This is a genomic window from Stenotrophomonas sp. STEN018 (genome assembly GCF_056760235.1).
Window position 1 is genome coordinate 57,504 of the sequence record NZ_JBRREK010000020.1, and the last position, 22,611, is coordinate 80,114.

General features: G+C 60.8%; 18 protein-coding genes. 9 read left to right on the forward strand and 9 right to left on the reverse strand.

Annotated features, from left to right (window positions below; translation table 11 throughout):
• The first annotated feature begins 4 nt into the window (after positions 1–4).
• The 5 genes from ACVOMB_RS09770 (at position 5) to ACVOMB_RS09790 (ending at position 3,747) form a co-directional block, all read left to right on the forward strand.
• Positions 5–826, forward strand: coding sequence for a GIY-YIG nuclease family protein (locus ACVOMB_RS09770; protein ID WP_099470530.1), 822 nt, complete (start codon positions 5–7; stop codon positions 824–826).
• 93 nt (positions 827–919) lie between these two features.
• Positions 920–1,468 (forward strand): hypothetical protein, encoded by a 549-nt coding sequence (locus ACVOMB_RS09775; protein WP_099470529.1) that lies wholly within the window; start codon positions 920–922, stop codon positions 1,466–1,468.
• Between the two features lie 168 nt (positions 1,469–1,636).
• Positions 1,637–1,885, forward strand: coding sequence for a helix-turn-helix transcriptional regulator (locus ACVOMB_RS09780; RefSeq protein WP_111008288.1), 249 nt, complete (start codon positions 1,637–1,639; stop codon positions 1,883–1,885).
• Between the two features lie 117 nt (positions 1,886–2,002).
• On the forward strand, positions 2,003–2,293 hold the full coding sequence (locus tag ACVOMB_RS09785) for a hypothetical protein (RefSeq protein ID WP_099470527.1): 291 nt from the start codon (positions 2,003–2,005) through the stop codon (positions 2,291–2,293).
• Positions 2,290–3,747, forward strand: coding sequence for a YfjI family protein (locus ACVOMB_RS09790; RefSeq protein ID WP_099470526.1), 1,458 nt, complete (start codon positions 2,290–2,292; stop codon positions 3,745–3,747). Before ACVOMB_RS09785 ends, ACVOMB_RS09790 begins: the two co-directional genes overlap by 4 nt.
• A gap of 195 nt (positions 3,748–3,942) precedes the next feature.
• Here ACVOMB_RS09790 and ACVOMB_RS09795 read toward each other — a convergent pair whose 3' ends face one another.
• The 9 genes from ACVOMB_RS09795 to ACVOMB_RS09835 form a co-directional block, all read right to left on the reverse strand.
• On the reverse strand, positions 3,943–4,737 hold the full coding sequence (locus ACVOMB_RS09795; RefSeq protein WP_242899276.1) for a MobA/MobL family protein: 795 nt from the start codon (positions 4,735–4,737) through the stop codon (positions 3,943–3,945).
• Positions 4,738–4,988: 251 nt separating this feature from the next.
• A complete protein-coding gene (locus ACVOMB_RS09800) occupies positions 4,989–8,327 on the reverse strand; it encodes a type I restriction endonuclease subunit R (RefSeq protein WP_111188969.1) in 3,339 nt (1,112 codons plus the stop codon).
• A 4-nt stretch (positions 8,328–8,331) separates the two neighbouring features.
• On the reverse strand, positions 8,332–8,652 hold the full coding sequence (locus ACVOMB_RS09805; protein ID WP_143566023.1) for a type II toxin-antitoxin system RelE/ParE family toxin: 321 nt from the start codon (positions 8,650–8,652) through the stop codon (positions 8,332–8,334).
• Between the two features lie 39 nt (positions 8,653–8,691).
• Entirely contained in the window at positions 8,692–9,027 is a 336-nt protein-coding gene (locus ACVOMB_RS09810; RefSeq protein ID WP_099470523.1) for a type II toxin-antitoxin system prevent-host-death family antitoxin, read from the reverse strand.
• A 72-nt stretch (positions 9,028–9,099) separates the two neighbouring features.
• Positions 9,100–10,311, reverse strand: coding sequence for a restriction endonuclease subunit S (locus ACVOMB_RS09815; protein ID WP_239544486.1), 1,212 nt, complete (start codon positions 10,309–10,311; stop codon positions 9,100–9,102).
• Positions 10,312–10,313: 2 nt separating this feature from the next.
• Positions 10,314–12,494, reverse strand: a complete 2,181-nt coding sequence (locus ACVOMB_RS09820) for a type I restriction-modification system subunit M (protein ID WP_099470522.1) — start codon at positions 12,492–12,494, stop codon at positions 10,314–10,316.
• Positions 12,491–14,386, reverse strand: a complete 1,896-nt coding sequence (locus ACVOMB_RS09825) for an N-6 DNA methylase (RefSeq protein ID WP_423170774.1) — start codon at positions 14,384–14,386, stop codon at positions 12,491–12,493. The genes ACVOMB_RS09820 and ACVOMB_RS09825 overlap by 4 nt, the downstream gene beginning before the upstream one ends.
• A 2-nt stretch (positions 14,387–14,388) precedes the next feature.
• On the reverse strand, positions 14,389–14,634 hold the full coding sequence (locus ACVOMB_RS09830; protein WP_099470520.1) for a DUF4258 domain-containing protein: 246 nt from the start codon (positions 14,632–14,634) through the stop codon (positions 14,389–14,391).
• A 191-nt stretch (positions 14,635–14,825) separates the two neighbouring features.
• The gene (locus tag ACVOMB_RS09835; protein ID WP_099470519.1) at positions 14,826–16,283 is read right to left on the reverse strand and encodes a competence protein CoiA family protein; all 1,458 of its coding nucleotides are present in this window, start codon (positions 16,281–16,283) and stop codon (positions 14,826–14,828) included.
• Positions 16,284–16,328: 45 nt separating this feature from the next.
• Here ACVOMB_RS09835 and ACVOMB_RS09840 point away from each other — a divergent pair, with 45 nt between their 5' ends.
• The 4 genes from ACVOMB_RS09840 (at position 16,329) to ACVOMB_RS09855 (ending at position 22,514) form a co-directional block, all read left to right on the forward strand.
• Entirely contained in the window at positions 16,329–17,345 is a 1,017-nt protein-coding gene (locus ACVOMB_RS09840; protein ID WP_099470518.1) for a hypothetical protein, read from the forward strand.
• 233 nt (positions 17,346–17,578) lie between these two features.
• Entirely contained in the window at positions 17,579–18,514 is a 936-nt protein-coding gene (locus ACVOMB_RS09845) for a restriction endonuclease (RefSeq protein WP_414609399.1), read from the forward strand.
• Positions 18,515–18,526: 12 nt separating this feature from the next.
• Entirely contained in the window at positions 18,527–19,306 is a 780-nt protein-coding gene (locus ACVOMB_RS09850; RefSeq protein ID WP_099470517.1) for a Hachiman antiphage defense system protein HamA, read from the forward strand.
• Positions 19,290–22,514, forward strand: a complete 3,225-nt coding sequence (locus tag ACVOMB_RS09855; protein ID WP_481530992.1) for a DEAD/DEAH box helicase — start codon at positions 19,290–19,292, stop codon at positions 22,512–22,514. Before ACVOMB_RS09850 ends, ACVOMB_RS09855 begins: the two co-directional genes overlap by 17 nt.
• The last annotated feature ends 97 nt before the right edge of the window (positions 22,515–22,611 follow it).

The following is a 22,611-nucleotide window of genomic DNA, read 5'->3' on the forward strand; positions in this document are numbered from 1 at the left end:
GCCGATGCGACTCTTCGACCTGCTCAAAGTATGGGAGCCCGCGTTTGACGCGTCGAAGGCCAAGGTCCACCTGGCGCGCTACAACGGCAACGAGCGGCCGCTGGACGTGTTCCTGGAAGGGAAATTCGACTGGTGGCAGCGCTGGCAGACCAAGCGCAACTTCCAGCGCGAGTTCGTCGTGTCGCTGGTCAACGCGGGCTCCCCCACGCGCTGGCTCTACGCTGGACTATTCCGATCCATCGACTATGTGGAAGAAGCCGACCCAAAGCCCCACTACTTCTACACCCTTGAGCGGGTGCCCTCCTGCGAGGAGTGGGTCGGTCGCCTCTATCTGGAAAGCGTCTACACGGGACGGCCTTCCTACCTCCGCGGGGAGACTTTGGCAAACGATCTCACTGTGGTCGAACTGCTACCCGAGCGACTGTCGATCGCAGACTTTCCAGGCTTCAAGGCGGTGAACCTCACCAAGGCGCAGCTGGACATTGTGGTGCGCAACCAGTCCGCCGCCTGGAGCGCGGCCTTGTCGTCGGTGAAGGGGGTCTACGTCATCACCGACACGGCCACTGGCCGGCTCTACGTTGGCAAGGCATCGGGCGCCGACGGCATCTGGCGGCGCTGGTGCGCGTATGCCGCCAACGGGCACGGGGGCAACGTCGCCCTGCGCCAGGAGTTCGGCATCGAGGCATCCGAGGAACGGCGGCACGCCTTGCGCTTTGCCGTCCTGGAAATCGCTGACCTGTCGGCAACCGAGGCCGATCTCTGCGAAAGGGAGAGCCACTGGAAGTCCGTTCTGCTATCACGCAACCACGGCTTCAACCGGAACTAAAAATGCCCCTTGGGTCACTCGGTCGATTCAAAAACCGCGTCGAGCGCACCAGCTCACAGGTCGCCGCGTTAAGCTTCTCAGGTACATGAGTCGATGTCGAAGGTAGTGCGTGTGGAACAAAAGAGCATAGAGGAAACCCTGGCAGGACTCGCGGCTACGTTCGACAGGACACCCGAGACGTCCAACCGCAGCGACGTCATCTTCTTCAACGGGATAAAGCGCGAAGCGGTGATCGCGCTGCTGGATGCAGCCCACTCCGCCATCCAAGAGAACCAAGAATCTGCTGCCTGGTCCTATCTCGTCCAAGCATCGGAGCAATTGGGCTACCTCATTGGCATCAATGAAGCCGAGTCCCTGGCTACGCCAGAACAGGCCATCAATGCGAAGCTAGAACAATATGGCCGCAAAGGCGGATTGAAGAAGGGCGAGAACGCCAAGCAGCTTCAAGACGCTGTCGCCCGCAAACTCATTGCCGCCACACCCAAGAACGGATGGAAGAATCGCCAGGAGGTCCATCGGCGGTTCTTTGAAGTGGCCGATGAAGTTCCCGGATTCAGTGCAACTGACTATCAGTGGCGTGCGCTGCTCAAGCGAAGCGACGTTAAAAACGTTCTGCCGGCCACCAGCAGACGAACCCGCTGAACACCGCCGCGGGCACTGATCAATGCAGATTCGTAGGGATGCAAGCCGTGAGCGGCAACGCTGGCGCCACGATTTCGTTGAATAGCGGCTATTAGATAGCATCATAGCTGCTATAAAAACGTATAGCACCTGCTAGGGATCGGCACTTTCTCTCCGAATTTTTAACGTGTGTCCAAGCATCAGCTTGCCGACACACTCATGAATTCGCAGCGACTCCAAATCATTTCCCTGCTCGAGACGACGAAGCGCCTGAACCTCGCGCGCTCCACGCTCTACACGCGTCTCGATCGGAAATCACCCTACTTCGACCCTGATCTGCCGAAGCCCGTGCGCTACGGCTCAAGCGTCGGATTCATTGAGCACGAGATTGACGACTACATCCTTGGCCTGATGCAGGCCAGAGGGGGTGTGGACTGACAGTAGATGCGCGACTGGTTCGCGACTGTCCTGCGGGGCGCTGCTCTAGACGCTCCCTGCCACACCCCGCCACTCACAACGTGGCGAATCACTTCACAAGAATCTTGGTACAGAAAAATGCAGCACGACATCAACAATGACCTTCAGTCCGAAGCCGACGACATCATGGGAGCGCTTCGGGAATTGCAGTCCAACCCTCAGCACCGAAAGGGGCAGCTGTTCTCGCTGCTTTATCCGGCAATCGTCGAAATGCTCGAGAAGAACGTCACCCAAAAGGCGATCCTGGCCACCCTCGCGCAAAGAGGGCTGAAGCTCCATCCTGCCCGCTTCAAGGAGATGATGGCGACGGAGGCCCAGAAGATCCGCGGTATTCCGGGCTCCGGCGGTGCCGAGGAGGGTACGGAATGAACACTCCCTACTTTCCTCGCGCCTACCCCATCCACGCCATGTACAGCGTCATCCGGGACGCGATCCTGGAAGTCCAGCACAACCTGAAAGCGCCCGACGCGCTGATCGCCGGTTCGTTCCTCACGGCGATGTCCATCGCCTCGCAGGGAGATGTGGATGTCGAACTTCCCACTGGCCAGATCCGCCCGGTTTCGCTGGATGTCCTGATCATTGCCGATTCCGGCGAACGCAAGTCTGCCACCGACAGCATTGTTGGCGCGCCCATCTACGAGCACGACGAGAAGGTGGCACGGGATCACGTCCAGGCCGTGCTCGCGCACAAGGCAGATCGGCGCCTTTGGGATGCAAAGGAGGCGTCCCTGCAACGCAAGGTGGCCAAGGCACTGGACAACGGCATGGACGACGACATCGAGCAACTCCGTGAAGAACTCATCCGCCATGGCGCGCGTGAGCCCGCCAGACCTGTCCTCAGTCGCATCGTGCACCAGAACATCACCGAACGCCCCCTGATGGAAAGCATGCAGGGCGATGGCAAGTCGATTGCAATCCTGAGCGATGAAGGCGAAATCGTGCTCAAAGGAGGTGCAATGAACAAGCTTGGCACGCTCAACAAGGCTTGGGACGGCGCCACGACACTGACCTTGGATCGCGCGGACGACAGCATCGTGGTCACCAATCCCCGCCTGACCATCAGCATGATGGTGCAGGAACGGGTCTTCAGGGAGTTCATGAACAAGCGGGGCGAGATGGCTCGCGGATCAGGTCACCTTGCGCGATACCTCGTCGCTTGGCCCGCGTCCACACAGGGCTTCCGTTTCATGTCACTTGAGGAACCTGCCTGGGAGCAGCTGCCCCGCTTCCATCGGCGTGTAAGCGAGCTTCTCGCGGCCGCACATGCACGTCGTATCGCCGGTGATAACACCCGTAAGACGCTCGCGTTCAGACAAGAGGCGAAAGAACTTTGGGTGCAAACTCAGAACGCGATCGAACCGCGCCTGCGTCAGGATGGTGATCTGGCCAGCATTCGGGACTTCGCATCCAAATCGATGGAGATCACGGGGCGGGTTGCCGCAATCCTGCATCACTTCAGCGCACAAGAGGGCAACCTGATCAGTAAGGAAACTCTGGAGCGGGCGCTGGAAGTCGTGGGCTGGCACTTCCAAGAATTCCTCGATGTATTCGGAGACAGGAATCACGAGCCTGAGCAGGCTAGGGATGTTCGTACTCTGGTCATGTACCTGTGGAGGCGCTACTGGTGTGCAGGATATGGGGTGGCTTTGCGCAACGAAGTACGAAAGAGCGGCCCGATCCGGAACCAGGGACGCTTCGAAGCGGCGCTCCACCAACTGCAGATGGAGGACTCTGTTCGCGTGGTGCATCAGGACGCCGCCCGAGGAAAGGGCAGGCTCTGGATCCACTTGAACGGGGCCGTCTTCAGCCAGGTCACCACCTAATAGGAGACCTTGCCAACTACAGCAATCGTGGCCGCCCCGTTTACGGGGCGGCTTCGTTCATTACCCGTCCGCCGACAGGCCTGCACGAGGTGCGATTCTGCTACAGGTATCGCAAATCGCCCCCAGTGCAGGCCTGCCGGCACACCGCGAGGGTCACGGCACTGACCCGCCAGCCCATCGGCGCCCCAAGGCAGATCAGACGGAATCGCGCCTGCCATTTCGACGTAACGAAACGTATTGGGCCTTCTCTTGCGGTGACATCCCTCGGATCCTCGCCGGCCCGAGATGGCGTTCAGCCCTTCTGTCAGCACCCTGCTCCTTGAGCGTCCGGTGATCGACCCTCGCAGCATGCCCGTTGATCTCCAAATGCTGATTGATGGTATCCGCCACCAACTTTCGCATCGCAATGACCTCGTCCCTGAGCTGCATTCGATTGCGTCCTCCACTGGCCTTCCTGCGCCCACCATCTTCCGGACGCTTGCTGTTGTGCCGAGCGAAGAAGCGGCCTGCAGAGCGCTCGATTCCATCATCCATGCGATCACACGTCATCAGGTGGAGATGTGGATTTGCCTCACCCTCCAGCGAAGATGATGGAGCATGGACTGCAAGCTGGTATGGCTTTCCAGGTGTCAGCTTCGCAACGATATCGTCCACCAAGGCCGCGTTCTGCTCTGATGTCAGCTCTGTAGGCAGCGCGATGATCGCCTCGCGGTAGGCGGCACCGTTCTTGCGCTCGTACTTGTCCGCGGCCCTCCACATAACCTTCGGATCATTGGCCGCCCAATGCGGCAGGTTCCCATGGCTCGCATGAACCAGATCATCGTGTCTGCGATGAAAGCCGTTTCTAGCGATGTAATCCGCATGATCACCTGCGGTTCCTTTACCTCCACTCTTGATTTGAAGATGAAACGTTGCCATCGATGCACTACCCTTTTTGCTGGTTGCGGAAATGAAAAGACCGGCCAGGTTGCCTTGGCCGGTCTTGAGCAATTGAAATGATCCGTGAGGAAACGGTAAGTGCGCGAAGGCTTTGCCCCCTATCACTATGGGGACAACCCAGGACTGATTACTGTGGATTACCACTCATCGAATCTATCCCTGCTCATAGGGTAGTGTTACGCGGGTGAAAAATTACTTTCACTGGTTCGTGGAACTGAAGACAGATGGCGAGAGTTACTCACTTCAGCAACTTAGCCAGATCTTCGACGATATTGGCCTGAGGGGAGGCCTACTGACTCGCGTCAGTGAAGCATCCGCGCACTGCCGCTGGCAGCACCGGCAAACAGATACGCGAACACGGCATCGCCCTTGCTCACCACCTCGTCTTCGGAATAGCCCATGTCGGCCATTCCGCTGGCCCACAGGTGGTTCTCGATCTCGTGGCGCAACTGCGCCTGCTTGGCAGCCATGTCGCGCAGGTGACCCATCAGCAGATTGCGCTCCTCCAGCCTGGCCAGCAGCTCGACGGCCGCCCTCTTGACCGCCTCGCGATCCTTCCGGCCGAGTGACTTCTTCCGCAGCAGGTCGAACACAGCAAGCTGTTGTTCGGTCTCCAGGCCTTCCCGCTGAAAGCGCCTGGCTTCCTCGTCCATCTCGTCATGGGTGGCGAACAGTTCCCCCATCACTTTCTGGATCTCGGCCTCATCCTTGTCGGCGTTGTACTCGGCCACGATGCGCTGGAACTTTTCGTACAGGTCGACCCGTGTCGGGTTCTCCTCCAGCATGGCCTTGAGTCGCTCGTCGATCTTCTCCATGAGGTTCAGCGCGACCAGGTTCTTCTGCTTGATGTTCTGGAACTCAACCCGCAAACGATCGAAGTCGATGGTGCTCAGATCGAACTGTGCAGGTGCCTTACCGGCCCTCTGCTCCAGGCCGATCCCGAGATCCACCACGTCGTAGAAGCCCTGTAGCAACCCGGTGATGTCCGGCGACGTACGTGCTGCCTGCAGCTTGTTGTAGATGGCATTGAGGGCGCTCTCCTGGGCGTCATAGGCGAACAGGCCCGGATTCGGGAACAGACCCCTGTACTTGGCGGCAACGTCCTCCACGATCACCATGAACGTCTTTCGTCGCTCATTGCTGGCCGCGAGCAAGTCGCACGCCTCCAGGATCTTCTCGCCCTTGTCCATGCCCTGGGCATCGATCACGTCCTGCAGCTCGAACCCGAGGTCGGCCAGGAACTCGGTCGCGTGCCGAATGCTCTCCGCATACTCGGCAATGCCCTGGCTGTCGTCCTCCAAATAGCCTGAATCCTCGCCTTCTCCTACTTCGACCCTGCCGTCACGGTCGCCCTGGGCGAAGGTCGCCAACGCCTTGCGCAGGCTCTTGATCATGCCGTTGTAGTCGATGATCAGGCCGTTCGCCTTGCCCCCGCCGACGCGATTGACCCGGGCAATCGCCTGCATCAGCGTGTGGCCCTGCATCGGCTTGTCCAGGTACAGGGTGGCCAGTGACTTGACGTCGAAGCCGGTCAGCCACATCGCGCAGACGACGGCGACCCGGAACGGGTTCTCGGCCTTCTTGAAGTCCTTCTCGAGGTTGCGTGAGGTCATCTTTGCCCGGTGGGGCGCGATTTCGAGCGGCTCACCTCGATGGTTGGTCCATTTCCTGAACTCCTCCACCTCGCCCTGCTCGCTGGAGACCACCACGCAGAACTCGGTTTCGCGCATCCATTCCAGGCGTTCACGCTTTTGCTGCATGATTTTCGGGAAGGGGCGATCAGGGAACTTGGCGGTATAAGCCAACTCGTCGGCAACCAGCTCCTTCTCCAGCACGTCGCCCAGTACCTTCCACTTGTCAGCGATCAGGTCGTACATCTTCACGCAGGTGATCTTGTCTATGCAGACCATCAGCGCCTTGCTGTTGCCGCCGGCCACGGCATTGCGGCGCTGCGAGTAGTGCTTGACGAAATCCTCCGCCACCGCGTCAAGGCGCGTGGGCGAGGTGAAGATGGAGTACTCCTTGGCCAAGGTCCGGTAGAGCTTATCCTCCTTCTCGTCCGTCCAAGGGTCTTCCGCCGTCGCTCCGAGCCTGGCTTCCTCGATATAGCGGGTGATCTTCTCGTTCAGATCGTCATCAACGATCTTCAGCTTCTCGCCGTGGTTCTCGTACTTCAGCGGCAGGGTCGCACCATCGGCGACCGCGCGCTGGAAGTCGTAAACGGAGACGTAGTCGCCAAACACCTCTCGGGTCAGCTGCTTCTCCGCCGCCTCGATCAGTGGCGTACCGGTGAAGCCGAGGAACTTGGCATTGGGCAGTCCTTTGCGCATGTTCAGGGCCAGGCGCCCGTACTGGCTGCGGTGCGCCTCGTCGCTGATTACGATGATGTCGTCGCGCTCCGAATAGGGCTCGGTCACGCGCTCCCGGTACTTCTGGATCAGGGTGAAGACGTAGCTGCGATTGCTGTCCCGGAGCATTGCCCTCAGGCTGGCGCCGGTCTGGGCCTGGTCATGCTTCGCGTTGGCACGCCCGCAGTGGGTGTAGGTGCCGGCAATCTGGTCGTCCAGCTCGGTGCGGTCGGTGACGACCACAAAGGTATAAGCCGCTGACACCCTGCGCCTGATCTTCTCGGTCAGGAACACGATGGAGTATGACTTGCCTGAGCCCTGCGTATGCCAGAACACGCCGAGCTGACCTTTCGCCAGTTCGGCTTTTGCCTTCTCATCGTCCGACTGCAGGCGAGCGATGACGCGATTCACCCCCAGGTACTGGTGGTTGCGGGCAACAATCTTGCTGGCGCTGCCTTCGCTGGTATCGAACAGGACGAAATTCTCGACGATATCCAGCAGCCGCGCCTTGTCCATCATGCCGCGCAGCAGGATCGGGAGCTGCATCGTGGTCTTGGCCGGTTCTGGGTCGTTCTCATCCAGCCGCTTCCATTGGTAATGATGCTCCGGCGTGGCCGTGATACTGGCGTACTTGGCGACATGACCGTTGGAGAAGACCACGAACTGGTTCCAGTGGAACAGCTGCTCGATGGTGCCTTCGATCGCGGCCTGCTTGCCGGATTCATCGGTGCCGCGATAGTCGCGGTAGTTCTTCTTGTAGGCGTCGTTGTAGTCCACATCGAAGCGCTTGAGTTCGACGAACACCAGCGGCAAGCCATTGACGTAACCCACCAGGTCGGCACGGCGCAGGTAGTTCTTCGAGCCGCGCACCCAGAGCTCGCGCACAGCCTTGAAAGTGTTGTTGTCCAGCCCGCTCTCGCTAAAGTCCACAAGCCGCAGGCGGCGCTCCACGGCGCGTCCGGCCCGGTCCTTGAACCAGACCAGCGCGCCGTTGCGCAACAGCTCGTGCTTGTCCTGGTTGATCGCGACCAAAGTCTTGGCATGGTCGTGTGCGGTCGCCTGATCGATGGCCTGCTGGTAAGCCTCCTCCGGCAGGCCGGGATTCAGGCGTTCCAACGCTGCCCGCAGGTCCGGCTTGAGCACTGCCTCGGTAAAGCTGCTGCGCCCGGTGAGATGCGGCCTGTCCTCGGTTTCAGCCTGGGCATGGATCGATGTCCAGCCGAGATCGTCCAGAATCGCAGCAGCGTGCTTCTGGATCATCCCGTCTTCGCTGTAATCCCCCCTTGCGTTCATCCCCTCACCCCTCGCTGAAATCGAAGCCGCACTGGCGGTGATGGCGCAGCGTCAGCAGATGGATGCAATCCTGATGGATGACATACAGCGCCAGGTAGTCTCCCAGGATGTACTCGCGCAGCTCGATGTCATCGCCCAGCAGCTCACGCACGGCCGCCCAGGCAGCGAGCACCTCGGACGTTTCGGGGTTGCGGACGATGAACTCGCGTCCGATACGCGGTGCCTGCGCCAGACGTTTGGGAAGGGCCTCGTAGGCCTGGTCCAGCAGCGCCTGCGCCGCGGCATCCGCGCCAACGTCCAGCAGATGCGCGACAGCCTCGTCCAATCTGAGCTCGTAAGCCGCGCCCAGGAAGACCCCCATGCGTCAGGTGCCCGCCTTACGAGTGGCGATCGCCGCGTCCAGCCGGGCCTGCGAGCGCGCCCTGGCCTCCTCCACCGGAATGCCCGGCTCACCCGCACGGAGGTCCTGCAAGCCGATGGCAACGTCATTCAACAGGCCAAGCTGGGAGTTGGTCCGGGCGAGCTTTTCGCGTTCGAGCCGGTGGTAATAGTCCAACTTGCGGGCATCCACCAGCGCCACGTAGCTCTCGCCGTTGCGAGTGATGATCTTTTCGTGACCCGCGCGCACTTCATCAGCCAACCGGGTCAGGTCGGCGCGGACCTTGTTGAAGGGCACGATGTCCTGTGAGGTGATGGGCATGGCTAGCTCCGACACTATTCGGATGAATACCTTAATGTATTCATTTATGTTTGGCAAGTTCACCTATTGTGGCTACGCAGCCTTCAGGTCCGGGAGCGGGATGCCGGAGACGTCCAGCTGTCCGCTCATCAGTTTGGGGAGCAGGGCGTCACGAGCCTTGGCCAACGTCTTGACTTGATTGGTCAGTTGCTCCACCTGAGTAAACGAATCCGCCACCATCGCGGCGAACTGTTCGAGCACATTCTGGGGCGGCAGCAGCACCTCAAATTGCGAGAACGAGCCGGTGTTCACGCGTTGTCGGCCGTCGGAGCCGGACATGCTGCGGATCGCATGCTCGCGAAAATTTTCCTCACGTGCCGTGCAATAAACCCACCACGGATTGGCCTTTGAGCTTCGCAACACGATGAATTCTGTCGATCCACTGGCAACCGCATCGTCGCTTTCCAGAAATTGGACGAACCCGGTCTTTCCATTCTCGATGCAAGGAGTGATACGCGCCAGCAACGTGTCACCGTTCCTGAACTTCGCTCCGCCACTGATGACTCGCGACGAGCGCTCCCCAACCACCATTAACCTTTCGGACAATGCGGCCATCTCGACAAATGGGCGTTCGACACCCTTCTCGAACGGTGTTCTCGGATTGATCTGTACAACATCGGAGAAAGCAGTTCTAGCCCATCCTTCCGGAACGCCATCCATCACATTGACGGTCTCATGGCCCGGAAAGCGCAGGTGCACGAACCATTCGCGATAAAGGCGACGGGCGGCTTCCTCCAGCAGGGCGATGCGGCGCTGGTTGGTGGCGATTAGGTCGTCGTACGCCGAAAGTACACTGCCAATCCGCACTTGCACCTCCAGCGTCGGCGCTTCCAACTGAAGCTCCCGGAGCACCTGCACATCTGCTCGCTGGCGTCCCGACGCACCAACCATGCTCTTAATCGCCACCCCGCGGAGCAAGTCCGTTTGCGAAAGATAGTACACGTATGCTGGCGTCGACTTTCCGGGAATCGCACGAAGAACAAAAAACTCGGTGGATCCGAACGCCCCATTTTCACCACGCTCGTCAATGAACTGAGAGATCTTCCCGTTCTCCAAGCACGGTGTAATTCTCGCGAATAGCGTGTCTCCATTGCAGAACTTTGCACCGCTTCCCGTGAACTTTCGCTCTTGTTCTGCGCTCACAAATCGCTTACCCGGCAGCAATACATCCATACCCACGAACGGGTACGTTTTGCCCTTCTCCATCTGCACCCTGGGATTGAACTCGATCCACTCCGACAGCATCGTCACGCCAACAGCTCCTTGAAGTTGGCGCTAATGGTCGCCGCAAGCTCGGACGCCCTCTCATTCAACTCCGCCAGCTCGTCATGGATAGTCCGCATCCGGTCGACGAACCCCTCCTCGTCATCCTCGATGATCGGCGCGACGCCGACATAGCGCCCCGGCGTGAGCGACCAATCGTTCTGCTTGATGCGCTCACGGGTGACGGCCGCGCACAGGCCCGGAACGTCCACGAATACACCGTCAGGAAAGCGTGACAGCAGCCAGTGCGCTTGCGCGATGAAGTAGCTGGTCCGTTTCAGCGCCTCCAACGCCAGATCGCGCACCGTAGCCTCTTCTCTCCGATTCTGGTCGGCGGCTAGCAAGGCGCGCCTGGCGTCGCGGATGGCCTTGGCATCGAACGCGTCGCTCTTGCGCGCGCGCAGCTCCTTCTCAGCCTTGTCCAACAGCCTCAGCCATTGTTTGTGCCGAGTCTCAAGCTGCCGAGCCGTGGACTTCAAATGAGGCGCAAGGTCCTCCAGCACGGCCTGCGCGGCCTTCACACTGGCAAGCTTTTCTGACCTGGCCTTTGCAATCGCCTTGCATGCGATCGTCACCGCCGCTTCAAGGTCTGCGACGGCTTGCCCGATGTCCTTGCCGCCCTCCCGAGCCGCGTCAAGTTCTTCCCTGAAGGTCTCCAGCGTCGCTTCATCGATCCGGGCCTCGTCATCCACACCGTCGTTAAGTTCGGTCAGCGTCGCGTCCTTAGCAAACACAGTAAGGTGGCGCGCCAGCGATTCGATTGCCGCCGTGTCAGCCTTCAGGCGCTCTGGCAGCACCTTCAGCCATCCATCTGCATGCTGCTGATAGCGGGCTACCAGGGCGGCAAATCTGTCCCCTTGTCCGCGATAAAGCCACACCACGGCGTTGAGGTTGGCGAGCTGCTCCTCACTGAACACATGCGATCGCGCCGACACCACCGTGTACACATTGCGCGCATCGAGCATCAGCACCGTATCCTTGCGCGACTCCGGCTTGCCCTTGTCGAAGAACCACAGCGTGCAAGGCAGAGTGCGGGTATAGAAGAACTTGTTGCCGATGGCGACCATTACATCCACGTGGCCGGTGTTGACCAGCTTCTCGCGGATCTCTTTGTCCTTGTTCCCGGCGTCCGAGGCGCTGGAAGCCATCACAAACCCGGCACGGCCCGTCGGATTCAAGTACGCGTAGAAGTACTGGATCCAGAGGCTGTTGGCGTTGGAGATCGCCCCGGTCTTGGCAGCCAAACCTGGCAGGCCGAATGGCAAGCGGCCATCGGGCGCAACCTGGCCTTCGACCCTCTTGGTCTCCACCCCATCCACGTTGAACGGAGGGTTGGCCATCACGAAGTCACACTCGCCAATCAGTGGTTCGATCTGGTCGTAAAAGGTGTTGCCCTGGCGGATATTGCTGGCATCCAGGCCGTGAACCGCAAGGTTCATGCGGGCCAGCTTGGTATTGGTATCGCTCTTTTCCTGCCCATGGAAGACCACGCCGGCATCCAGCGGATCCTGTCCATGGCTCTCAATGAAGTGGCCGGACTGCACGAACATGCCCGCTGATCCGCAAGCTGGGTCCAGCACCAGGCCATGGTCGGGCTCGATGACATTGACGATCATCCGCACCAGGGATGGCGGGGTAAAGAACTCGCCGCCCTCCTGGGCCCCGGTCATGGCGAACTTGTTGAGGAAGTACTCGTAGATGCGCCCGAACACGTCGCCAGTGGCGTTGCGGATCGCCTCCCCGTCGAAGATCTTGATGAGGCGTGCCAACAGGTCCGGCTCGAACGCGGCGTAGCCGCGCGGCAGTGCTCCCTGCAGGACTTCATGCTCGGCTTCGATGCTGTCCATGGCTGCATCGATCGCCTCGCCTACGTTGGCACCGGTCGGCAGGCTGGCGATGTGCTCGAAGCGCGCGGCTTCCGGCAGGTAGATGGCGGCCTTGCCCTGGAAGCCCAGCTTGATGAGCGCCTCCCGCCGCGACGCGGGAACCTTGGGGTCGATCCCGGCGGCGATGTCCGGCAGGTAGGCGTTGAAACGGTTGCTGGCGTGTCTCAGGAAGATCAACCCCAGCACCGGCATCGAGTATTCGCTGGCAGTGAGCTTGGAGTTGGCGCGGAGGTCGTCTGCTGATTGCCACAGGTCGCCTTCGAGTCGCTGGATGTTCATGCGGTGTTCTGATCCTTGTGCGTCTGCTGCAGTTCTGCGAGAAGTTCAGTCCAGAAGTCCTCGGCGATCTCGGCTTGCTCTGCTTGTAAACCCTCGATCTGCATCTGCAGTTCGTTTTCTCTCTCCAGAATATCGACCGCCGCATCGGCCAGGGACGCGTTCAGTGCAAATACCTTGAGCTTTCGTAGCGTGCTGATGGACATCATCGGAATGGTTGCGCCGGTCTTGATGCCTTCCAACACCTGTTGGCCCATCTTCGATCGCAGCCACAAGCCCAAGCCACGTAGGTCCACTTCAGGCCTCTCCCCCCTCAGGACCACAAACGATTGCCCTGCGATCCAGCCGCCCTCTCCCGGTGGCGGCACGTTGTCCGGCACGATGCCGACCTTGCCCGCGGTGCCTTTCACGACCAAAAGCAGATCACGCGGCCGCAGGAAGATGTCCATTGGATTGCCGGAACGCTTGGTCGCCAAGCGCACTCTCACGCTCTTTTCAGGAGTGTGGATGTAGCCGGTGCTGGGCAGATCGGCGGCCCCAACTTCGAGAACCTCGACTCCTTCTGCCACATCCACTCCGCGATCCCTGTTGGAGACCGGAATGAGGATGCGGACCACATCCTCCAGTGTTGCGGTTGGCAGGGTTTCCAGGCGCGCTTGCGCTTCGCGCTGCTGTTTTGGAATCACGTAACGACCGACATCCAGCGTGGCATCGTTGGCGAAAATTTCATCCGCGCCGACCATTTCCGCATACGAGCCCGTCTCTTGGCGTTGAGCGGGTGCCTTGGTGTCAGCTTCGCCCCTCAGGCTCAGGCAGAAGTCCTGAATGAAGTCGGTGTTCTGCAGCACCACCCGCCCCTTCCCCACCGGCGCATGGAAATGCGGCAGCGATGCATCCACGAACCCAACGCGGCGATGGCATGCCAGCGTGTTCAGCACAAGCATGGATGTCCCCAGCCCACTGGACTGGAAAACTCCATTGGGCATCGCGATGACTGCTTCGACCCAGCCCTGCTTCAACAGGTAATCGCGAACATCCCGATCCTTGCCCGAACTGAACAGAAAACTGTTCGGAACAACAATCACGGCGATCCCGTCCGTCTGGGCTGCCATGTGCTGCACCATCAGGCCCATCGTGCTCGCCTTGGCCGCAGGGAAACGGCTGTAGATGTCTTGCATCACCACGTCATCGACGCCGCTCGTCATTCCTATCGGGGGAATCGACAAGGTTGCATCGAACCTTTCCAGGTGTCCCCCATGGACTGCTGCGGGCGCGCGCAGCGGATCGCTTGACGCAACTGTTGTAGGCGCATCACGAAACAGGGCCAGCAATGCAGCAATCTGCGATCCCGCGTGTACTTCAGCGTGGACGCGCAGGCTGGAATGATCCATCAGCACACCGACAAGCCGGCCACTATTTTCCCAGGGCAAGTATGCCGACTGCGTGGATTCATCGATCGCCAGGTCCTTCATCAGACGTGCCAGCTCAACCGGCACATCGAAACCCTCGAAGGCGTCACCAAGCAGGTCCCCGGCAACATCGACCGACGCGAACCTCTCGAACACGCCACCGTCGACCAGGTACTTCACAGTTCTAAGCGCGGCGAAGACCGCATCATTTGCCTGCTCGACGTATCGAGTGGCGTTGAAGAACGCCACGCCCAGCGCGCCGGGCTGCCAGAACAGCTTTTTGAGTACGCTCAGCAGCCCATCGACGCCTCCCTGGGCCAGAGCGGTATCAAGCGTGACATCGGCAGCAAGCCTGCCCTTAGCCGACAGATGCGCCCAGGTGAGCAACTGGAACGCCAGCAGCCTGGATTCATCGGGGCGGAGAGAGGTGCTGCGGAAGTGTTCCTGCACCTGTAACAGGACCTGCCCGGCATTGTCCTTGGCCATGATCAGTGCCCCCTGCCCGTGTAGTTGTACGTGGTGATCTGGGCGTCGCCTTCGGCAACGACCACCAGTCCCCCCTTGTCCATGATCTTCATGAGAGTGCGGAGCGCTTCGCGGAGCTGCTCCGACTTCTTGCGACTCAGGACGACCTTGTCGCCCTCATTCTCGCCGTACCCCAGCACCAGATCGATCATCGCCTGATTGATGCCCCGCTGGCCCATCCGCTGCTGAAAATGCCTTGTCTTGTGCATTGCAGTGCCCTCCGCTGTTGAGCGTAGATTGCACCGCGAGTAGAAGTAGGTCAATTGCAATTCTGCAGTAATTTCCTACTGCCATACTTTTGTTTAGTTTTTGTTCATCTTTTCGGGCGTAGTCAACAACGACGCAATCACCTTATCCCATTGAAACAAAAAGAAAAAAGCTGGGCTGAGGCCACCTACTCCTACTTCCAGCCCCCCGGAGACAGCCCCGTTCCAACTGCCGCTGCAGGCATGAACCCCGTCGACGGCGGCGCCAGGACTTCACACTCGCCTTTGGGCGCCGGCAGTTTCCGGATGACTCGAGCGGACTCCAGCCGGTCGATGAAGTCGTTGACGGGAGAGTAGAAGTTCGGGATCCGGTCGTTCTCCTCATCGGTGAACACCCAGTAGGCCAGTCGCCGCTTGCGAAATCCCGCGCGCTGGGCCTCGGCCCGATTGGCGTACTGGGCGACGAAGAGCCTGTACAGCTCCCGCTCGGGATGGAAGCTGCGGCGGACCCAGGCGGCGACGTCCCTCTGGTTGAACCGGTCACCCGGTCGCCGCTGTGCCACGAAATGACAGTGGGCCAGGAGCTGCCAAAGCGCCGGATCCACGCCGAAGATCCAGGCATCCTCGTGGGCGCGGAGACAGGCAGACCGAACCGCCGGGGAAACGGAGTCCAGGAGCTCACTGACCCGGCCTTCTGCACTGATCCGGTACTCGCGTAGAAGCCCGTCGACTCGCTCAGGCGATGTCAGCTCCATCAGCTGCCCCAGATCCGCGGCGTGTTGTGCACGCTTCTGTCGGCGCACGTAGGACCTCCGACCCTCCTTGTCCCTGGCCTGGCTCGCCTCGCGCTCCTGGCGAGCCTTGGCGGCCTTGACCATCTGATTCCGCAGCTCAGCGATCTCCCGGTTTCTTGCCGCAACCTGCTCCTCCAGCTCCAGCTTGTAGGCCTCCCACTCCGCGACTGCCTCGGGGCACGAGATCCAGCTGCGGTTGGCAGCGTCATCGAGCACCGCATGCTCGAAGGCCGCCAGATCATGGGGGATGTCCCGGTGCAGCTGGGAAAGGTCGATCTCGACCATCCTCCGGCCCTGGGCTTGGACTCGCTCCGCCTTGATGTCGCCCACGGCATGGGTCACACGAACCTCAATCAGGAGCTCGCCGACTTCATCCCTGCCAACGACGTCGGGCGTATAGGTGCCGAACGATCGCTCGATCTCAATGTCGCGCAGCTCCATGCTGCAGGCCGGTCGGTCAACCTGACGCCCCCAATGGAGGTGCCCATCCTCGTCCCGGGCACGCGGCGGGTTTGGCATGTCGATGGGGTCGCCGGTCCAAGCCGGGACCACCAGCCGCTGGTGATCGGCGATCAGCTGTTTGGCCCGCTCATGGATCCCGGTTTCGCGACCGGTCTGGCAGCCGGTGTCGGTCAGGTGGGCGAAATGGGGGCGCTTGCGCCTGCTCTCCTGGGCCTTTGCGACCAGGGGCGCATGGCACGCCGGGCAGACGCAGCCGCACGCCTTGCCCTTTGGCACCTCGCTCGGTGCCCAGATCCGGCCGTCTTTCAGCCCGAACGGGACTCGAAACCCGCCGCGCCGCGCCTGCGGGTTGCCGGACGGATTGCGGAGTGAGAACGGCTCTGGGATGGTATCCATGGTGCTTTCCTTGATCGGAGGGAAAGCAAAAATTCGCGGCAAACCATGGACGAAAACAGCTCCAAACCCGCCCAAACGGGTAATCCAGAGGTCAAATCCCTCCAATTGGCGCTTGATTGGCTGGATCGGGAGGGGGGCCAGCAGCGCAATGCTCGAGTGCTTCGGGAGGTCGTGGACACGACCCTGACCGCTGTTTCGCGCGGTGAACCGCCTCCTGACACGGACACCACGACCCTTCGGGCGCTCTTTCAGGAGCTGGAAGGGGCTGGAGATACCTCCTTGAAGGCGTTCCGGGCGACCGAGCTGGAGAATTGGTGGGGATCACGCCAGGAACAGATCCGCCAGAGGTGCGCTCAGGAAGGCTGCTCCCTGACGCCACACCTCGTGGTCAAGAAAGGCGGGGGCCGCGGGCTGCCCTCCAGGCTGTCCTTCGAATTTCACCGGACCATTGAGGCGGAGCCTGAGGAGGACAGCGCCTCATCACAGATCGATTCGACCCTGGTTCGCTACCAGATGGATCCCGTCAAGCCAGCCCTGTGGCTGAGGCTGACGGTGGGCAGCAGGCCGTTCCCCGTGCAGTCATGGCGCGGCTACGTGCTCATCGGCAGCGTCGTCCTGAACATGGCCCTGATTGGGCTCGTCTGGTGGTGGCTGTACGCCTCATGGGCAAAGGGCCAGCCAGTGACCACCGCCGCGCCAGCCCAGCTCGGTCTCGCGATGCTGATTACTGGGTGGCTGTGGTGGGTGTCGCTGCCGGTGTTCCGCCTGCCGACGCAGCGAGTCACGATGGCGGGGCCGTCCTATCTGGCGATGAGCGAGCTCTACGGACAGCTTCGCACCATGCCGGTGCCGGGGCGGAAGCTGAGATCCCGTGAGTTTGCTGTCGTGCGCCACTGGGGCACGTGTCCGATCTGCTCGGCCGAGGTCGACCTGGACTCCGGGCGGGCGGCGTTTCCGGACCGGCTGGTTGGTCGCTGCCATGATGCGCCGCTGGAGCACGTGTTTTCATTCGACCCGGTGCGCCTGGTGGGGAGGCCTCTGGTAGCAGCAACGCAAGACTAAGCTGAGATGCGATCCGGTGACTGCGCAGACTCACGGGGCTGATCACTCAAACCAGCCAACCGTCGACAATCAGCAGGTCGACGTTGATCAGCAACCCCCGGAAGGAGGCTTTCGGCCAGAAGCGGACATTCAAGACGCGGGTCAAGGGTTCACGTGTGTAGTGACTAGCGCCGGTACCAATGATGTTTGACGAGACATGGCCTTCGTGAGATGACATTATTGCGAAGATTGCGATGCTTCAAGATGCAATCCACAGCTTCTCAAGGCTGCTTTCAGGGAAGGGGGGCTTCATCAGTTCGGTTCGATCCATTGACCTACGTCTAATTGACGACCTCGTCGACTTCGTCCGGGGCCCAGGCTTCGTGTTGGATTTTTCCGACAGAAGTTTCTCGGACTTCTTCGCCTCCGAACTCAAGGTCAACATCGACGATCCGAAGCACGCGGTCAATGGCGGCTCGAAGGGTAAGCGCCTCCGCCATTTCCTTCAGACCTGCGATGATGAGACCGCCGTTCGCACTCTAGAAGCGCTCTGGGAGCATCGCAGCGAGTATCTGACCCGCTCCGGCGGCGCCGACCCCGTCACTAATGCCCAGGCCCGCTATCAAGGCCTGATCAGCCGCTTAACGGGCGACTCCAAACCGTCGCGGCCTTCAAAAAGCCCCCAGTCTCTTACCGTCGACCGCGCGGCCATTACCAAGATCAAAGCGGACTTACTGCAGGTATCGGTCTTGGCGCCGCATGCGCGCGGTTATGCGTTTGAGGGCTTCCTCAAAGGGTTGTTCGACGCCTTCGGACTCGCTGCCCAAGAGCCGTTCCGACTGCGCGGCGAACAGATCGACGGCAGCTTTCAACTCGCGAGCGAGATCTATTTGCTCGAAGCAAAATGGTGTGGCCCGCCGATCGGCGTCGCCGAACTGCACACCTTTCACGGCAAGATCGAGCAGAAAGCGGCCTGGACCCGTGGCCTCTTCGTCAGCAACAGCGGCTTCACCGAAGACGGCCTCGCCGCCTTTGGACGCGGCAAACGGGTCATCTGCATGGACGGCCTCGACCTCTACGAGATGCTCAACCGTGAAATCCCGCTCACTCAAGTCCTCGAACGCAAAGTCCGCCGCGCCGCAGAAACCGGCGCACCGTTCATACGCGTACGCGACCTTTTTTCGTACTAATTAGGAGCGAGGATGGCCCAGTTTCATCATTGGTGCATTTCGGTCGATACGATGGTGGGGATCCACCATCGGCGTGTGATGACCGGGCAGGCCCCTAGCCTAGGGGTCGGCATCGAGGCGACGGCAGCTATCGTGCCCTCGCACTACGCCTCAGAAGAGCAATTGGCACGCGCATTCGTGCGGCTCGGCAAGCCCGCGACCGCGGCCCTGATCGAAGGCAAACTGCCGACCACGAAGCAGATTCGGTCCGGCGACCTCGGCGAGATCTACGCGACGGAATGGATCGATGCTCACAGCGGTGGCTACAGGGCGCCGATCAAACGCCTGCGTTGGAAAGACCATCGCAATATGGCGATGCGTGGCGACGACGTGATTGGCATCCTGCAGGACCCTCAGTCTCAACGTCTTCGCTTCCTGAAAACGGAAGCAAAGAGTCGCGCCTCATTGACGGCACAAGTCCTGACCGAAGCCCGCGCCGGGCTGGACAAAGATGGAGGACTGCCCTCGGCGCACGCACTGCAGTTTGTTTCCGCGCGCCTCCTAGAGCTCGGCAATCTGCAGTTAGCCGATGCAATCGACGATGCGCTGCTCAAGCATGGCATCCCGCTGCAGAGTGTCCAGCATCTGCTTTTCACATTCTCAGGCAATGCCCCGGACGCACTGCTAGCCGCCTCCTTGCAGACATATGCCGGGCCTATCAATCAATGGATGATCGGACTTCGCGTGGAAGGGCATGGCGCCTTTATCGGCGCTGTTTACGATCGAGTGATCGCCGATGCCAACAACCCCTGAGGCCATCGCCGCAGATATCGCCGAGGCGACGGCCGCCGGCTTTCGGAACCGACTGCTCGCTCGCGGGCAGGCCCGCGCGATCATCTGGCGTGATGGCACCCTTCCGCCCGACGCGCCGGACTTCGCACCGCAGCTTAGCTACGACCTGCACAGCTATGCCTATGCCCTGCTCGGCCTCGGCCTGCGCCTTCGTGAGGTCGGCAGCGATCACACTCAGGCTCGCGCGGCATTCGAACAGGCTGCCACGGCTCTTGAAGCGGTGATGGCAAAAGGCAACCGCCAGGAGACCGATCGCGATTTCCACTTCGTTATGGCTGCGGCCGCCTATCATCTTGCGCACCTGTCCGCACGCGCCTATTCACTGCTCGCAATCGTCGAGGCAGATGAGAATTTCTCACCGATCGAGCGGGCGCTGGCTCAGTTGATGCGAAGGAATTTCAGTGCCTTACGCAGCAGCACTCTCGACTACCGGGTCTCCGGCCAAGGCAGCGATGCCCGGATCGCCACTGAGATCCAGGCCCACCTCGACCAAGCGGAGGGCGCTGCCGTGCAGCCCGACGCCGGTGGTGACGACTTCCTTTTCGAAAGTCTGGATGCCGCGCTCACTGATGCCTTCATGGCCGCCATGTCTCTTTATTTTCTCGCGCTCGAACGCGGTGAGCGAGTGCTCGTCGATCAGGCGTTGGAGCGGCTTCGCGTAAGCCTGACGATCTGCAGCGAGATGAACATGTTGCCCCAATGGTGGGCGCATCGCGTTGCGATCCACCTGCTTTCGGACCTCTGGACGAACACGTTCCACGAAAGGGTCCCGATTCAGTCCGCTGGTGGAGTTGCGGCCGACTGGCCGCGTCTGCGCGAGCTATTCATCGCGTTGCTTCAACGTCGGGCGAAGGCGGAGATCGACTTATGGCCCTCACAGACCGAGGCGGCCGCACGCGCTGTCGACCAATCAGACGACCTCGTCGTGTCGCTGCCGACAAGCGCCGGCAAGACCCGCATCGCCGAGCTATGCATCCTGCGCTGCCTAGCCGGAGGCAAGAGGGTCGTGTTTGTCACGCCGCTGCGCGCCCTGTCGGCGCAGACCGAAACCACGCTCCAACGGACCTTCGGGCCCCTCGGCAAGACCATCTCGGCCCTCTATGGCAGCATCGGCATTAGCGGCTTCGACGAGGACGCGATTCGCGAGCGCGACATCGTCGTCGCGACGCCAGAGAAGCTCGACTTCGCGCTCCGTAACGATCCTTCGCTGCTCGATGATGTCGGCCTGCTGGTGTTCGACGAAGGGCACATGATCGGCCTCAACGAGCGCGAGGTTCGCTACGAGGTGCAGATTCAGCGGCTTCTGCGTCGTGCTGATGCTCAAGAGCGCCGAATCGTCTGCCTCTCGGCCATCCTGCCCGATGGCGACCAGCTCGATGACTTCGCCGGCTGGCTCCGCCGTGATCATCCGGGAGGACTGATCAAGAATGACTGGCGGCCGACCCGGCTACGGTTCGGCGAGGTTGTTTGGACGTCGCCAACCGCGCGACTCAACCTCCACGTCGGCGACGAGAGGCCCTGGGTCCAGCGTTTCCTTACCGGCGCTGCCCCGCCCAACTGGATTCCACCAAAGCGTCGCCGCGCTCGGCTCTTTCCCGACGACCAGCGCGAACTCTGCCTTGCGACCGCTTGGCGGCTTGTTGACGACGGTCAGACCGTCCTCGTTTTCTGCCCCGAGCGGCGCAGCGTCGAGCCGTTCGCCGACGTCATCGTCGATCTGCATGAGCGCGGCGCCCTGCGCACGCTGCTCGAGGCCGATCCTAACGTGCTAAACACCGCGATCGCGCTGGGCGAGGAATGGCTAGGCGCCGGCAGCGCCATCCTCAAATGCCTGCGTCTCGGCGTCGCTCTTCACCATGGCGCCCTGCCGACGGCCTATCGCAAGGAGGTAGAGCGCCTGCTGCGCGAGAACGTCCTCAAGGTCACCATATCCTCGCCTACCCTGGCCCAAGGTCTCAATCTGTCGGCGACCGCCGTCATTATGTATTCGCTCCACCGCGCCGGCGAGCGGATCGAGATCAGCGAGTTCAAGAACGTCATCGGGCGCGCCGGACGCGCCTATGTCGACGTCGAGGGCATCGTCCTCTTCCCAATGTTCGACGACATCCCCAAGAAGCGGCGGAACTGGGAAGCGCTCATCACCGACCTTGGTGCGCGCGATATGGAAAGCGGTCTCGTTCAGTTGGTCGCGGTGCTGCTGACACGGATGCATGCGCGCATCGGCGGAGACATCAATCAGCTCGTTGACTATGTTGTCAACAGCGCCGCTGCCTGGACCTTTCCCGAGATCCGCAATGAGGAGCCGGAAGACCGGAATCGCGCCCTGGCTGATTGGGAGCGGCACGTTGCGACACTCGATACAGCCATTCTCAGTCTCATTGGGGAAAACGACATTCCCAATGAAGGGATCGAGGCTGCCTTGGACGACATCCTCCAATCTTCTCTGTGGCAGCGACGTCTGGAGCGTCTGGATACTCAATTCCAGCAGTTGTTAAAGGCAGGTCTTTCCTCCCGTAGCCGGCTGATCTGGAATCAGTCGACGGCCGTTCAACGCCGTGGCTATTTTCTGGCAGGCGTCGGTCTGACGACGGGTCATGCCCTCGATGCCATAGCCTCCGAAGTCAACCTACTTCTCATCCAAGCCAATGGCGCGATCCTTGAGGGTGACGCTGAAGTCGCAATCACCTCTATCACCGTTCTCGCTGAGCGTGTATTCACATTCTATCCCTTCATACCCGACCCGCTGCCGGCGAACTGGCGCGACATCTTGCGTGCTTGGCTGATGGGGCAGCCTCTGGCCGCGCTGGGCGGAGATCAGCCATCGGAAGTGCTTCAGTTTGTTGAAGGAGCCCTTGTTTACCGGCTGCCCTGGGCAATGGAAGCAATTAGGGTCCGCGCCAGCGCAAATGGCGATGAGGTAGGCGCACATGGACTGAGCCTAGAAGACCATGAACTTGGCCTTGCGGTCCCGGCAGTCGTGACCGGCACGCTCAACCGCTCTGCATCAATCCTAATCCAGGCCGGCTTCAATTCGCGGCTGGCTGCAATCAAAGCAGTCGCTGATACCGGGGCGACCTTCACCACGGGCAAGGAGCTGCGGCAATGGCTGAATGCAGAAGTGCTCACCGCTTGGAACGCTCAGGCCGACTGGCCAACTAGGGCCTGTTAACACTACGTGCTAACATACTGCGCATGGAACTTACGCCTGCGCAATTCGCGCGTATCGAGGATTGCCTGCCGCGGCAGCGGGGCAATGTGTCGCTGGA

Excerpts from the sequence above, each read along its gene's own strand:
- ACVOMB_RS09770 (WP_099470530.1), top strand. The coding sequence starts at position 5 with ATGCGACTCTTCGACCTGCTCAAAGTATGGGAGCCCGCGTTTGACGCG.
- ACVOMB_RS09775 (WP_099470529.1), top strand. The coding sequence starts at position 920 with ATGTCGAAGGTAGTGCGTGTGGAACAAAAGAGCATAGAGGAAACCCTG.
- ACVOMB_RS09785 (WP_099470527.1), top strand. The coding sequence starts at position 2,003 with ATGCAGCACGACATCAACAATGACCTTCAGTCCGAAGCCGACGACATC.
- ACVOMB_RS09790 (WP_099470526.1), top strand. The coding sequence starts at position 2,290 with ATGAACACTCCCTACTTTCCTCGCGCCTACCCCATCCACGCCATGTAC.
- ACVOMB_RS09800 (WP_111188969.1), bottom strand. The coding sequence starts at position 8,327 with ATGAACGCAAGGGGGGATTACAGCGAAGACGGGATGATCCAGAAGCAC.
- ACVOMB_RS09810 (WP_099470523.1), bottom strand. The coding sequence starts at position 9,027 with ATGCCCATCACCTCACAGGACATCGTGCCCTTCAACAAGGTCCGCGCC.
- ACVOMB_RS09815 (WP_239544486.1), bottom strand. The coding sequence starts at position 10,311 with ATGCTGTCGGAGTGGATCGAGTTCAATCCCAGGGTGCAGATGGAGAAG.
- ACVOMB_RS09820 (WP_099470522.1), bottom strand. The coding sequence starts at position 12,494 with ATGAACATCCAGCGACTCGAAGGCGACCTGTGGCAATCAGCAGACGAC.
- ACVOMB_RS09825 (WP_423170774.1), bottom strand. The coding sequence starts at position 14,386 with ATGGCCAAGGACAATGCCGGGCAGGTCCTGTTACAGGTGCAGGAACAC.
- ACVOMB_RS09830 (WP_099470520.1), bottom strand. The coding sequence starts at position 14,634 with ATGCACAAGACAAGGCATTTTCAGCAGCGGATGGGCCAGCGGGGCATC.
- ACVOMB_RS09835 (WP_099470519.1), bottom strand. The coding sequence starts at position 16,283 with ATGGATACCATCCCAGAGCCGTTCTCACTCCGCAATCCGTCCGGCAAC.
- ACVOMB_RS09840 (WP_099470518.1), top strand. The coding sequence starts at position 16,329 with ATGGACGAAAACAGCTCCAAACCCGCCCAAACGGGTAATCCAGAGGTC.
- ACVOMB_RS09845 (WP_414609399.1), top strand. The coding sequence starts at position 17,579 with ATGCTTCAAGATGCAATCCACAGCTTCTCAAGGCTGCTTTCAGGGAAG.
- ACVOMB_RS09850 (WP_099470517.1), top strand. The coding sequence starts at position 18,527 with ATGGCCCAGTTTCATCATTGGTGCATTTCGGTCGATACGATGGTGGGG.
- ACVOMB_RS09855 (WP_481530992.1), top strand. The coding sequence starts at position 19,290 with ATGCCAACAACCCCTGAGGCCATCGCCGCAGATATCGCCGAGGCGACG.